This window comes from Enterobacter sp. ENT02 (assembly GCF_019219165.1).
In the GTDB taxonomy this organism is placed as follows: Bacteria; Pseudomonadota; Gammaproteobacteria; order Enterobacterales; family Enterobacteriaceae; genus Enterobacter; species Enterobacter mori.
The window spans coordinates 197,374-209,768 of sequence record NZ_JAHUWD010000007.1; the positions used below are offsets into that span (position 1 = coordinate 197,374).

At 52.4% G+C, this 12,395-nt stretch carries 13 protein-coding genes and 1 tRNA gene; 10 read left to right on the plus strand and 4 right to left on the minus strand.

All coding sequences use genetic code 11. The annotated features are described in order from the left end of the window. Positions 1-294: a co-chaperone GroES gene (locus KW829_RS19225; RefSeq protein WP_003855929.1), complete on the minus strand. Its 294-nt coding sequence runs from the start codon at positions 292-294 to the stop codon at positions 1-3. Between the two features lie 178 nt (positions 295-472). On the opposite strand from KW829_RS19225, the gene yjeH reads away from it, so the two are divergent. Then, the gene (gene yjeH, locus KW829_RS19230; protein ID WP_010427774.1) at positions 473-1,711 is read left to right on the plus strand and encodes an L-methionine/branched-chain amino acid transporter; all 1,239 of its coding nucleotides are present in this window, start codon (positions 473-475) and stop codon (positions 1,709-1,711) included. Between the two features lie 33 nt (positions 1,712-1,744). Here the strand turns inward: yjeH and KW829_RS19235 are convergent, their stop codons facing one another. Further along, positions 1,745-2,209: an FxsA family protein gene (locus KW829_RS19235; protein ID WP_010427775.1), complete on the minus strand. Its 465-nt coding sequence runs from the start codon at positions 2,207-2,209 to the stop codon at positions 1,745-1,747. A 335-nt stretch (positions 2,210-2,544) separates the two neighbouring features. Between KW829_RS19235 and aspA the strand changes: the two genes are divergently transcribed. From aspA to KW829_RS19265, 6 genes are all read left to right on the plus strand, one after another. Further along, positions 2,545-3,981, plus strand: a complete 1,437-nt coding sequence (gene aspA, locus KW829_RS19240; protein ID WP_010427776.1) for an aspartate ammonia-lyase — start codon at positions 2,545-2,547, stop codon at positions 3,979-3,981. A gap of 117 nt (positions 3,982-4,098) precedes the next feature. After that, the gene (locus tag KW829_RS19245) at positions 4,099-5,400 is read left to right on the plus strand and encodes an anaerobic C4-dicarboxylate transporter (RefSeq protein WP_028016415.1); all 1,302 of its coding nucleotides are present in this window, start codon (positions 4,099-4,101) and stop codon (positions 5,398-5,400) included. Positions 5,401-5,513: 113 nt separating this feature from the next. Beyond that, a complete protein-coding gene (gene cutA, locus KW829_RS19250; protein WP_010427778.1) occupies positions 5,514-5,837 on the plus strand; it encodes a divalent cation tolerance protein CutA in 324 nt (107 codons plus the stop codon). Beyond that, positions 5,813-7,528 (plus strand): protein-disulfide reductase DsbD, encoded by a 1,716-nt coding sequence (locus KW829_RS19255; protein WP_218308839.1) that lies wholly within the window; start codon positions 5,813-5,815, stop codon positions 7,526-7,528. The genes cutA and KW829_RS19255 overlap by 25 nt, the downstream gene beginning before the upstream one ends. Before the next feature lie 49 nt (positions 7,529-7,577). Then, positions 7,578-8,153: a transcriptional regulator gene (locus tag KW829_RS19260; RefSeq protein WP_089601520.1), complete on the plus strand. Its 576-nt coding sequence runs from the start codon at positions 7,578-7,580 to the stop codon at positions 8,151-8,153. 117 nt (positions 8,154-8,270) lie between these two features. Next, a tRNA-Phe gene (locus KW829_RS19265) sits at positions 8,271-8,346 on the plus strand. A 372-nt stretch (positions 8,347-8,718) separates the two neighbouring features. Here KW829_RS19265 and KW829_RS19270 read toward each other — a convergent pair. Beyond that, complete coding sequence (locus tag KW829_RS19270; RefSeq protein WP_010427781.1) at positions 8,719-9,039, minus strand: FaeA/PapI family transcriptional regulator; 321 nt, start codon at positions 9,037-9,039, stop codon at positions 8,719-8,721. Positions 9,040-9,207: 168 nt separating this feature from the next. Between KW829_RS19270 and KW829_RS19275 the strand changes: the two genes are divergently transcribed. Genes KW829_RS19275 through KW829_RS19285 form a run of 3 tightly spaced genes read left to right on the plus strand, consistent with a single transcriptional unit; the run spans position 9,208 to position 11,620 of the window. After that, entirely contained in the window at positions 9,208-9,936 is a 729-nt protein-coding gene (locus KW829_RS19275) for a helix-turn-helix domain-containing protein (protein ID WP_010427782.1), read from the plus strand. After that, positions 9,929-10,396 carry a FidL-like protein gene (locus tag KW829_RS19280; protein ID WP_218308840.1) on the plus strand — a complete coding sequence of 156 codons (468 nt, stop codon included), beginning with the start codon at positions 9,929-9,931 and terminating at the stop codon, positions 10,394-10,396. Before KW829_RS19275 ends, KW829_RS19280 begins: the two co-directional genes overlap by 8 nt. Positions 10,397-10,447: 51 nt before the next feature. Further along, positions 10,448-11,620, plus strand: coding sequence for an HD domain-containing protein (locus KW829_RS19285; RefSeq protein ID WP_200832810.1), 1,173 nt, complete (start codon positions 10,448-10,450; stop codon positions 11,618-11,620). Between the two features lie 36 nt (positions 11,621-11,656). On the opposite strand, the gene KW829_RS19290 is transcribed toward KW829_RS19285, so the two are convergent. After that, positions 11,657-12,394, minus strand: coding sequence for an SDR family oxidoreductase (locus tag KW829_RS19290; protein ID WP_029484976.1), 738 nt, complete (start codon positions 12,392-12,394; stop codon positions 11,657-11,659). Position 12,395: the final 1 nt, after the last annotated feature.

The window sequence follows — 12,395 nt, forward strand, 5'->3', positions numbered from 1 at the left end:
TTACGCTTCAACAATTGCCAGAATGTCGCTCTCGGACATGATCAACACTTCTTCATTGTCGATCTTCTCGGATTTCACGCCGTAGCCATCGTTGAAAATGACGATGTCACCAACTTTAACGTCCAGCGGCTGCACAGTTCCGTTTTCCAGGATGCGGCCCTTACCGACAGCGATGATTTCGCCACGCGTTGATTTGGCTGCCGCAGAACCGGTCAGAACGATGCCGCCAGCAGACTTGGTTTCAACTTCTTTACGTTTGACGATCACACGATCATGTAACGGACGAATACTCATTGATAGCTCTCCTTTGAGAAAGTCATTATCAGTTATGGATGACGCCGGGCCGCACGCGGTTTTCCGGCTAGTGCCCTGAGAGATGGGGATAGCTTTTTCCCCCTTCAAGGGGGAATCGAAAAAAAATTTGCGAAAGTGTTACCATCGCCTCTCTTTTGATGGTGGCAGGACGATGGAAATGAGTGGACTCAAGCAGGAGTTGGGGCTGGCACAGGGCGTTGGCTTACTCTCCACCTCCTTGTTAGGCACGGGCGTGTTTGCCGTACCCGCCCTGGCCGCGCTGGTCGCGGGGAATAACAGCCTGTGGGCGTGGCCGGTGTTGATTGTGCTGGTTTTCCCGGTGGCAATTGTCTTCGCCATCCTCGGGCGGCATTTTCCCAGCGCGGGCGGCGTGGCGCATTTTGTCGGCATAGCGTTTGGTCCGCGCCTTGAGCGCGTCACCGGCTGGCTGTTTCTCTCCGTCATTCCGGTTGGTCTTCCTGCGGCGTTGCATATTGCGACCGGCTTTGGTCAGGCGCTGTTTGGCTGGCATAACGCGCAGTTGTTGCTGGCCGAACTGGGCACGTTGGCTATCGTCTGGTGGGTGGGCTCGCGCGGCGCCAGCTCCAGCGCCAATCTGCAGACGCTGGTTGCGGTGCTGATTGTTGCGCTCGTTGCCGCAATCTGGTGGGCGGGCGATATCACAATAAAAGAAATTCCCTTTCCCGCGGTAACAGACGTCGACCATTCACAGCTTTTCGCCGCCCTCTCCGTCATGTTCTGGTGTTTTGTGGGCCTGGAAGCCTTTGCCCATCTGGCGTCGGAATTTAAGCAGCCTGAACGTGATTTTCCCCGCGCGCTGATGATTGGCCTGCTGCTGGCGGGTACGGTCTATTGGGCGTGTACCGTGCTGGTATTACACTTCAACGCGTTCGGTGCGGATCTCGCTGCAGCTGCATCGCTGCCGGGCATTGTGGTTGAATTGTTCGGTGTGAAAGCGCTGTGGATCGCCTGCGTCATCGGCTATCTGGCCTGTTTTGCCAGCCTGAATATTTATATCCAGAGCTTTGCCCGGCTGGTGTGGTCGCAGGCGCTCGACAAACCTGAGAATCGCCTCGCGCGCCTGTCTAAACGCCAGCTTCCGCTGAATGCCCTGAATGCCGTGCTGGGCTGCTGCGTCCTGAGTTCGCTGTGTATTTACGCGCTGGATATCAATCTGGACGCGCTGATCGTTTACGCCAACGGCATTTTCATCATGATCTACCTGCTGTGTATGCTCGCGGGTTGCCGTCTGCTGAAAGGTCGCTATAAAGCCCTGGCGGTCGTTGGGGGTGTGCTTTGCCTGCTGCTGCTGGCGATGGTGGGATGGAAGAGTCTGTACGCTATTGTCATGCTGGCAGGGCTGTGGCTGTTTTTACCGAAACAGCAGAATCCGTAGGCCCGGTAAGCGAAGCGCCACCGGGCAAAAAAATCACCGATCGTCTTTATGATCTAACCGGTCGCGCTGGTCGTCCTTACGCTGGTACTCCCCTTCAAACGTATCACCCGGCCCGGTGCTGAACCCGCCACCCGGCATGCGGCTGAAACGCAGATGCGGCAGCAGCTTCATGGTCAGGTGCTTCTGCACCGGCGGTAACAGCAGCAACAGGCCGAGGAAATCGGTGAAGAACCCCGGCAGGATCAGCAGCAGGCCCGCAATAATCAGCGACACGCTTTTGATCATCTCGGCTGCCGGGCTTTCACCCGCGGCCATCTTCTGCTGCATTAACAGGAAATTTTTGAAACCCTGATTACGCACCAGCGACATGCCGATGACGGAGGTGAAGATCACCAGAATCAACGTCAGCAGCACGCCCAGCACATGGGCAACCTGAATGAAAATCGAAATCTCAATGTAAACATAGAGAAAGAAAGCAATAAACGGTATCCAGCGCACTGGCATCTCCTGTAGGGCAGGTGCCATCTGGCCCCTGTCTGAATGTGTTCGCAAAACGCGTTTTTTAGAGATGGCGACGGTTAGCCAAAATTCAATCGGTTTGCACGGATATTTTTTTCGGAAATATTAAAGCGGTGACACATTTCACAGATTAATAATTATCATGGAATCGGGTCGATAATAAGTGATCCAGCTTACGGCAATTCGCTATCATCAGCATATGATCTCGAACATCAGGCCGATTGAGGGAATAATCGTCGGTCAGAAAATATTCAAAACCACATATATACTGTGTGTTTAGTACAATCCATCGGCAGCTTGAAAAGAAGGTTCACATGTTAAACAACATTCGTATCGAAGAAGACTTGTTGGGTACCAGGGAAGTTCCAGCGGATGCCTACTACGGTGTTCACACTCTGAGAGCGATTGAAAACTTCTACATCAGCAACAGCAAAATCAGCGACATCCCTGAGTTTGTCCGTGGCATGGTGATGGTGAAGAAAGCCGCAGCACTGGCAAACAAAGAGCTGCAAACCATTCCTAAGAGCGCTGCAAATGCGATTATCGCCGCGTGCGATGAAGTGCTGAACAACGGCAAATGCATGGATCAGTTCCCGGTTGACGTCTACCAGGGCGGCGCGGGCACCTCCGTCAACATGAATACTAACGAAGTGCTGGCAAACATTGGCCTGGAGCTGATGGGCCACCAGAAAGGTGAATACCAGTACCTCAACCCGAACGACCACGTTAATAAGTGTCAGTCTACCAACGATGCTTACCCAACCGGCTTCCGCATCGCGGTCTATGCCTCTGTAGTGAAACTGGTGGACGCGATCAACCAGCTGGGCGATGGCTTCCAGCGTAAAGCGGTTGAGTTCCAGGATATCCTGAAAATGGGTCGTACCCAGTTGCAGGACGCAGTCCCTATGACCCTCGGTCAGGAATTCCACGCGTTTAACGTGCTGCTGAATGAAGAGACCAAAAACCTGCTGCGCACCTCTGAGCTGCTGCTGGAAGTGAACCTGGGCGCAACCGCCATCGGTACACGCCTGAACACACCAGACGGCTATCAGCAGCTGGCGGTACAGAAACTGGCTGAAGTCTCTAACCTGGCCGTTGTCCCTGCGGAAGACCTGATTGAAGCGACGTCCGACTGCGGCGCATACGTCATGGTTCACAGCGCCCTGAAACGTCTGGCGGTGAAACTGTCCAAAATCTGTAACGACCTGCGCCTGCTCTCCTCGGGCCCGCGCGCGGGTCTGAACGAGATTAACCTGCCAGAACTGCAGGCGGGTTCGTCCATCATGCCAGCCAAAGTTAACCCGGTTGTGCCAGAAGTGGTCAATCAGGTCTGCTTCAAAGTCATCGGTAACGACACTACCGTGACCATGGCCTCTGAAGCCGGTCAGCTGCAGCTGAACGTGATGGAGCCAGTGATTGGCCAGGCGATGTTTGAATCCATTCACATCCTGACCAACGCTTGCTACAACCTGCTGGAAAAATGCATCAACGGCATCACCGCCAATAAAGAAGTGTGTGAAGGTTACGTCTATAACTCTATCGGGATCGTCACCTACCTCAACCCGTTCATCGGCCACCACAACGGCGATATCGTCGGTAAGATTTGTGCCGAAACCGGTAAGAGCGTGCGTGAAGTCGTGCTTGAGCGGGGACTGTTGACCGAAGCTGAGCTGGACGATATCTTCTCGGCCCAGAACCTGATGCACCCGGCGTATAAAGCGAAACGATATACCGATGAAAGCGAACAGTAACAGTTCAGGCTAAGCTTCCGAAAGGCACGTCACTTGTGACGTGCCTTTTTTCTTTTTAAGCATTACCAATTACACAACATTTCAATATCAACTTGTTAATAAACAAGGAAGGCACTTATGTTTGGAGCAGAACTCGTCATCGTCTTGTTGGCGATTTATTTGGGCGCACGACTCGGGGGGATCGGCATCGGTTTTGCCGGCGGTCTCGGGGTGCTCGTTCTTACCCTTATCTTTCAGATCAAACCCGGCGCAATCCCTTTTGACGTTATCGAAATCATCATGGCAGTTATTGCGGCTATCGCGGCCATGCAGGTCGCAGGCGGTATGGACTACCTGGTGAGCCTGGCGGAGCGTATGCTGCGCCGCCATCCAAAATATATTACCTTCCTTGCCCCGCTGGTGACCTGGTTTATGACCATTCTCGCCGGTACGGGCCACACCGCCTTCTCTACGCTGCCAGTGATTACTGAAGTGGCGAAGGAACAAGGTATTCGCCCGTCGCGTCCGCTCTCTATTGCCGTCGTCGCGTCCCAGATTGCGATTACCGCCTCGCCGATTTCCGCTGCGGTGGTCTTCTTCGCCGGTATCCTTGAGCCGATGGGCGTGAGCTACCTGACGCTGCTGGCGATCTGTATTCCGGTGACGCTGATTGCGGTCATGATCACCGCCGTGCTGTGTAACTTCCTTGGTGCCGAGCTGAAAGACGATCCGGTTTACCAGGAACGTCTGGCGAAAGGTGAAGTGAAGCTTCGCGGCAGCCAGGTCTTCGAGCTGAAGCCACACGCAAAACGCTCCGTGCTGCTGTTCCTGATCGGTATTGTCGCCGTGATGTTCTATGCGACCGCCATCAGCGACACCGTGGGCCTGATCCAGAACCCGGTCCTGCCGCGTAACGAAGCGATTGTGGTGTTCATGCTGACCATCGCAACGCTGATTAGCATCACCTGTAAAATTGACACCAGCGAAGTGCTGAACGCCAGCACCTTCAAATCCGGTATGAGCGCCTGCGTGTGCGTACTGGGCGTAGCCTGGCTCGGTGATACCTTCGTGAAAGCGCACATCAGCGACATCCAGACCGTAGCCGGTGACCTGCTGCACAATTACCCGTGGCTGCTGGCGGTCGTGCTGTTCTTTGCTGCGACCCTGCTCTACTCTCAGGCCGCCACCACCAAAGCGCTGATGCCTGCGGCACTGATGCTGGGTGTGACGCCGCTGACGGCAATTGCCTCTTTCGCGGCGGTTTCTGCGCTGTTCGTATTGCCAACCTACCCAACCCTGCTAGCGGCGGTTGAAATGGATGACACCGGTTCAACGCGTATCGGTAAGTACGTGTTTAACCACGCGTTCCTGATCCCGGGCGTCGTCGCCATTACGCTTTGCGTGATCCTCGGCTTTATCATCGGCGGCATTGTGCTGTAAACGGATTGCCGTTGTAAAAATAGTTAAAATCGGGCCGCTCTGCGGCCCGTTTCATTAATGACCAACTGCCTTGCGTGATATAGTGAAGACTTTCGTGATGAGGAGGTCGACTTGTGAACACGCCTGATGCTGTTGTCGTACTGTGCACCGCCCCTGATGAAGCCACTGCCCAGGATCTCGCCGCCAAAGTGCTGGCCGAAAAACTGGCTGCCTGCGTGACGCTCCTCCCCGGTGCCACCTCCCTTTATTACTGGGAAGGCAAGCTGGAGCAGGAGTACGAAGTCCAGATGTTGCTCAAAACCAATCCGGCGAATCAGCAGGCGCTTCTCGACTGCCTCAAATCTCATCATCCTTACCAAACTCCGGAACTGCTGGTGCTGCCAGTGGTCCACGGCGATAACGACTATCTCTCATGGCTCAACGCTTCCTTACGCTGATCCTGCTGCTGTGCAGCACGTCAGCTTTTGCCGGGTTGTTTGACGCACCCGGCCGTTCGAACTTTATTCCTGCCGACCAGGCGTTCGTTTTCGACTTTCAGCAAAACCAGCACGATCTCAATCTTACCTGGCAGGTGAAAGAAGGTTACTACCTCTACCGCAAGCAGGTGAGCATTACGCCTGCCCAGGCTAAGGTGGGCGCACTGCAGATGCCCGCGGGCGAGTGGCACGAGGACGAGTTTTACGGTAAGAGTGAAATCTACCGCCAGCGCTTAAGCGTGCCCGTTACGGTGAATCAGGCCGACAAGGGTGCTACGCTGACCGTCACCTATCAAGGGTGTGCGGATGCCGGGTTCTGCTATCCGCCGGAAACGAAGGTCGTGCCCCTCAGTGAAGTTAATGCTGCCGCCGCTATTCCCCCTCTCCCCTCAGGGGAGAGGGCCAGGGTGAGGGGTGAAGGTGAAGGCGAAGCCGCGTCAGACCTTCCGTTCTCAGCGCTGTGGGCCTTACTGATCGGCATCGGCATTGCCTTTACGCCGTGCGTCCTGCCAATGTACCCGCTTATTTCGGGCATCGTACTGGGCGGCAAACAACGCCTCTCCACCGCACGTGCGCTGCTGCTGGCCTTCATCTACGTGCAGGGTATGGCGCTGACATACACCGCGCTCGGCCTCGTCGTCGCCGCTGCCGGATTACAGTTCCAGGCGGCGCTTCAGCATCCTTACGTGCTTATCGGCCTGTCAGCGGTGTTTATCCTGCTGGCGCTGTCGATGTTTGGCCTGTTCACGCTGCAGCTGCCCTCCTCGCTGCAAACCCGCTTAACGCTGATGAGTAACCGTCAGCAGGGCGGATCGGCAGGCGGGGTGTTTGCGATGGGCGCGATAGCAGGGCTGATCTGCTCCCCTTGCACCACCGCGCCGCTGAGCGCCATCCTGCTGTACATCGCCCAGAGCGGCAACATGTGGCTCGGCGGCGGGACGTTGTACCTCTATGCACTCGGCATGGGCCTGCCGCTGATTCTGGTGACGGTCTTCGGCAACCGTCTGCTGCCAAAGAGTGGCCCGTGGATGGAGACGGTAAAAACGGCGTTTGGCTTTGTGATTCTGGCGCTGCCTGTGTTTCTGCTGGAGCGCATCATCGGTGATGTGTGGGGCATTCGCCTGTGGGCAATGCTCGGCGTGGCCTTCTTCGCCTGGGCATTTATCGTCAGCCTGGGCGCAAAAAAAACGTGGATGCGCCTGGTGCAAATTCTTCTGCTCGCCGCTGCACTGGTGAGCGTGCGTCCGCTACAGGATTGGGCGTTCGGCTCACCCGTTAGCGAGACGCAGGCGCACCTGAATTTCACGCAGATTAATAACGTGGATGAACTCAACGCCGCCCTGACGCAAGCCAAAGGCAAACCGGTGATGCTCGATCTCTATGCCGACTGGTGTGTCGCCTGTAAAGAGTTTGAAAAATACACCTTTAGCGATCCGCAGGTACAACGAGCTCTTAAAGAAACGGTTCTGCTCCAGGCGAATGTGACAGCCAATAATGCGCAGGATAAAGCGCTGCTAAAACAACTTAACGTTCTTGGGCTGCCAACGATTCTGTTCTTCAATGAGCAGGGCGAAGAGCAGCCGATGCAGCGTGTAACCGGGTTTATGGATGCGACGGCGTTCAGCGCGCATTTGCGCAATCGCCAACCGTAAACAACACTTTAGACGGGACAAACCGTTGGGAATAACGGAGGAGAAAACCGTGCAACGTGAAGACGTACTGGGACAAGCCCTGCAATTACTTGAGATTCAAGGGATCGCCAGCACCACGCTTGAGATGGTCGCCGACCGTATCGATTACCCTCTGGACGAGCTTACCCGCTTCTGGCCCGATAAAGAGGCGCTGCTTTATGACGCCCTGCGCTACCTCAGCCAGCAGGTGGATATCTGGCGCAGGCAGTTGATGCTTAATGAAGAGCTCACGGCAGAGCAAAAGCTGCTGGCGCGTTATACCGCCCTGACGGAATGCGTCAGCAACAACCGCTATCCGGGCTGTCTGTTCATCGCCGCCTGTACGTACTTCCCCGATCCAGGCCACCCCATCCATCAGCTGGCGGATCAGCAAAAACGTGCGGCGCATGATTTTACCCACGAACTGCTGACCACGCTTGAAGTGGATGACCCGGCGATGGTGGCGAAGCAGATGGAGCTGGTGCTGGAAGGTTGCCTGAGCCGCATGCTGGTGAACCGTAGTCAGGCGGATGTGGATACTGCTCACCGTCTGGCGGAGGACATTCTGCGCTTCGCCCAGTGCCGTATGGGCGGGGCACTGACTTAAGCCAGCATTCTGCGTCGACGCACAAACCGACAGACTGCCGCAAAGTTAAGCAGTTGAATCGCTTTTCCCGAAATAGTGTTGACGATCGGGCGGGTTTGCGGTTTAATGCGCTCCGTTGCCCGGATAGCTCAGTCGGTAGAGCAGGGGATTGAAAATCCCCGTGTCCTTGGTTCGATTCCGAGTCCGGGCACCACTATTTAAAGAACCCAGCCTATGGCTGGGTTTTTGCTTTTCTGCGCCTGAAAAAAACATTCGCTCACTTCCCTTTAGATGCCTTCTTTGGTCAAACAGACGGTGTTTCCTCATCACGGCAACCCTGATGCAGAGATGCACGTGCCGCATTTACGAAAGCGGGGCATTCAGTCGTAAAAGCAACAATATTATTCTGAGTCAAAAAACATAAAAACATTATCCTTAATACCCGAACATTAAAAATTTTATTGGGAATTTTCTTACCACCCTGCGAGATTATAATTAGTATTTTTCAAATGTTTTAGACATATCTATTTGACTTCCGCCCCATTGTTGCAAATAAAAATACCCCTTGTTAGAATGCGAACATAATTTATGTCGCTTTCTTTGATAAAAACCACTGATGATGCTTTTGCATTTTATCCCGTATAACCTGGCCATATTTTTCCAGCGGAAGAAGTAAGTGTCTAACTTTATAAATTGAAATACCGCACAGATCGGCAAGCTCCCTGGTGGAAAGACCGCGCGTGCTATGATCTTTCAATAAATTGAGAATCAACATTTGTTCCGGCCCTCTGATCGTCGCCAGACCACTTATTCCCATTTCCGCCGCTAACATCTGCAGATTGTCGTGAGGGGCGTTGTAGCCTGGATGTACAGCACCCGGGTTGTATGAACACTGTGAGAGTTTCATTGTCGACTCCTGATTTTTGAAGGCGTTAGCAGTATGAAATCCCTTGAGTCAACCAGCAACATTAGCTTTAGATGAAAGTAAAAACAGGATTTTTATCTGACTTTCATACTGTTTTATCAAAAACAGTCGGTATGTGAGAGAAAAGTAAGGCTTAGGGAGGAGAGGGAAATGAGGTACGATATTGAGGGATTTATCACTTTTGATACAGAGGATGCATCTCTCCTGAATCTGCTGACCGGAGATTGCGTTGAATTATCCCAGACTTCTACGCGTCTGTTAGCAGAATTACTCAACCACCGCGGCGATATCCTTTCCAGGAGTGAAATTTTCCATTCGGTATTTGATCAATACGGTGCCAGAGCATCAAATAGTAATCTAAATCAATATATCTCTACGTTACGTAGAAACCTGAGCGACCTGGGCGTAGAAAAAGAGATCATTACTACCGTTCCGCGCATTGGTTTCAAGATTGCGGATGACGTCGTCATCCATAACGATCGCGAGTATCGAACCCCTTTTCTGGAAGAAAAAGTCCCCGATCCCACCCGCAACCCACCTTCTCCTTCTTTTTTTGAAAGGATTGCCCGAATAATGACGCTGGGTTTTGTATTAATCCTTTTGTTAATTAGGCCTCATAACGTCGATTCCGGGAAGGATATACATAAAATCGTTGACGACCAATGCATTATCTTTACCTCCCCCGCCCTGACGCTATGGGATGTCAAAAATAGTTTTAATTTTACAACGCAACCGTTCGACTGCTCACAGCCTAAAGAATTGTATCTTTACAAAAAGCAGATAAAAGGAGCGCTGGGGAATATTATACATTTGCTTCTGATTGAGTGTAATAACGGCAACTGCGAAAGTTTTTATTACAGAGAAAAAACCAATGTCTAAGCGCGTCTTTTTCCTGTTCCTCTGCCTCGGCCTCTCCCTGGCGGGGGGGATTTTTTCGTTTACCAGACCCTCTACTTTCTCATGTGAGTCGCAGTTTTCTGTTGTACAAAACATCAATGACGATACTATCCATGCTGAAGGTCTGATTTTTTTCAACATGTCGAACGATAATATATTTATCAATATCGATGGTTTACTTTCTCATAACAATAAAAACCAACTTATATCACGCACGCTAAAGATAAAATATACACCGTTTAACGCCAGCGCACATTTATATCAAGTCACAAGCGTCCTCACCCTGCGCGATAGTACAGACAATATTGACGACAGTGTCGCTCTGAATTTATTGTTTGGCAAAGGGTCTGATGACAAGATAATTTACCTCGATAAATTTAACAATAATACAATACTCTTTGGTAACCACACATTCCCGCAGTATGGTTGCAAGCGAAATTAATTTGTGTGGTTTTCTTTAACGAAGCACAGCGTAAGTTAAATTTTCAATATCATGAATATAAACTTAATAGAATCACTGGCTTGCATTTCAAAAATAATAGACATGATCAACCCCCGACTTAACTTGCATCATGTCAGAACGGCGTATATTGCCTGGCTTCTGGCACGTGAGTCGCAGTTTACGCCTGCGCAATGTCGGAAAACACTGCTGGCAGCCCTGCTTCATGATATCGGAGGACTGAACGAAGAGTCTCGCCTCCAGCCCATGAGCTATTACGATAATGAACTCAATAATCACGCCGCTGTGGGGGCTGAATTACTGGCCAGTGTTCCTTTACTGAATCCATTACATGCAATTGTACGCTATCATCATACCCAATGGAAAAATGGTCGAGGCGCGTGTGTTAATGGCGTAAAAACGCCTAAAGAAAGCCATATCATCTATCTGGCGGATCGTCTGGATGTTTTAATCGCACACTATCGTGCTGGCGATATCATCACGGCAAAAGAAGAAATTATAAAAATCATTGTCAGCGGTGAAAGTGAATTATTTCAACCAGAATATATCAACGCATTCCGAAGGGTCGCAAAAAGCGAACACTTTTGGCTAAGAATAAAATCGACCGCATTTGACGATTATATTAAAGAAGTCCCCCGCATTCATAACGACTTCATCTCTTTACATAACTTCCGTGATATCGCCGGTATGCTGGCGTTTATTATTGATGGGTTCAGTCAACATGGCGTTCAGCATTCTTTGGTGGTTGGGAGAATATCGGGATACCTTGCCAAAGAGATGGGTATTCCTCCTGTGCAGTGTCTGAAAATTGAAATCGGGGGGCTGTTGCATAATCTCCCAACGCTGGCCGTGTGCGCCGCACCAGCACATGCCGATGGGGGTAATGCCGTGTGGGATGAACTCTATCCCATCGAAGCAATCCGAGACATTGCCGGGTGGTGTCAGATTCAGAAATCGGTAGATGCAAAATCAGCCTATCCCCCGGAAGTGACGATCATCAGAGCCAGTATCTGGCTGGCCTCCTTACTGCAGGGAGTCACGCTATCGTCGGAATTTAAGACTCGCGTGGCTGAAACGGCGGAAATCACACCCGAGCTGGCGGGGATCGTGCGGCAACACAGTGCTATTTTATTACAGATATTCCAGGAATCCGTTAAAGAACGACGCGCGCTGGTACAGCGAATTAATCAGCTGAGCTCGTCATGAGCCGCGAGAAGTAGCCCTTCTCGCGGTTGCCTTACCTCAGACTGACAAACCTCCGTCCAGCACCAGCGTTTGCCCCGTGAGATAGCGGCTCCCTTCTCCGACCAGAAAGGCAACCGCGTGCGCAACGTCCTGCGTTTGCCCCAGACGGCGTAAGGGAATGTTCTGCCGCATAGCTTTCAGGCGGGCTTCTGGGATAGCCTCCACCATTTCTCCCTCAATAAGTCCAGGTGCCAGACAGTTTACCCGAATACCAAACCGTCCCATCTCCTGAGCCAGCGAACGTGTCAGGCCAATCATTGCCGCCTTACTGGCCGCATAAGCCGTTTGCCCGCTGTTGCCCTTTATTGCCGTGACGGAAGACATCAGCACGATGGCTCCGCGGCCCTGCATCATCATGGCGGGCAAGAGAATTCGGTTCCAGTTCACGAGCGCAACCAGGTTGTTCGTCAGCACATCCTGCCAGTCGCGTGCCGTTTGATGAATATGCAGTGCGTCACGGGTCATTCCGGCGTTGTGAATAATCGCCGCGGGTGCGCCAAACTCATCAAGCAGCGACATCGCCAGTCGTTGAACATTCCCCTCATCGCGACCATCGCAGCGGTAACCTTTAACCCAGGTTGACGTGTGCAGTTTGCGCGCCTGCGCCAGCGTGCGGCCAATACCGGCCTCACTGCGGCCGGTAAACACAATGTTCCAGTCGGGCAGCAGGTGGCTCACCAAAGCCTGACCAATTCCTCTGCTGCCGCCAGTGATCAACATCCATCTCTTTTCCATC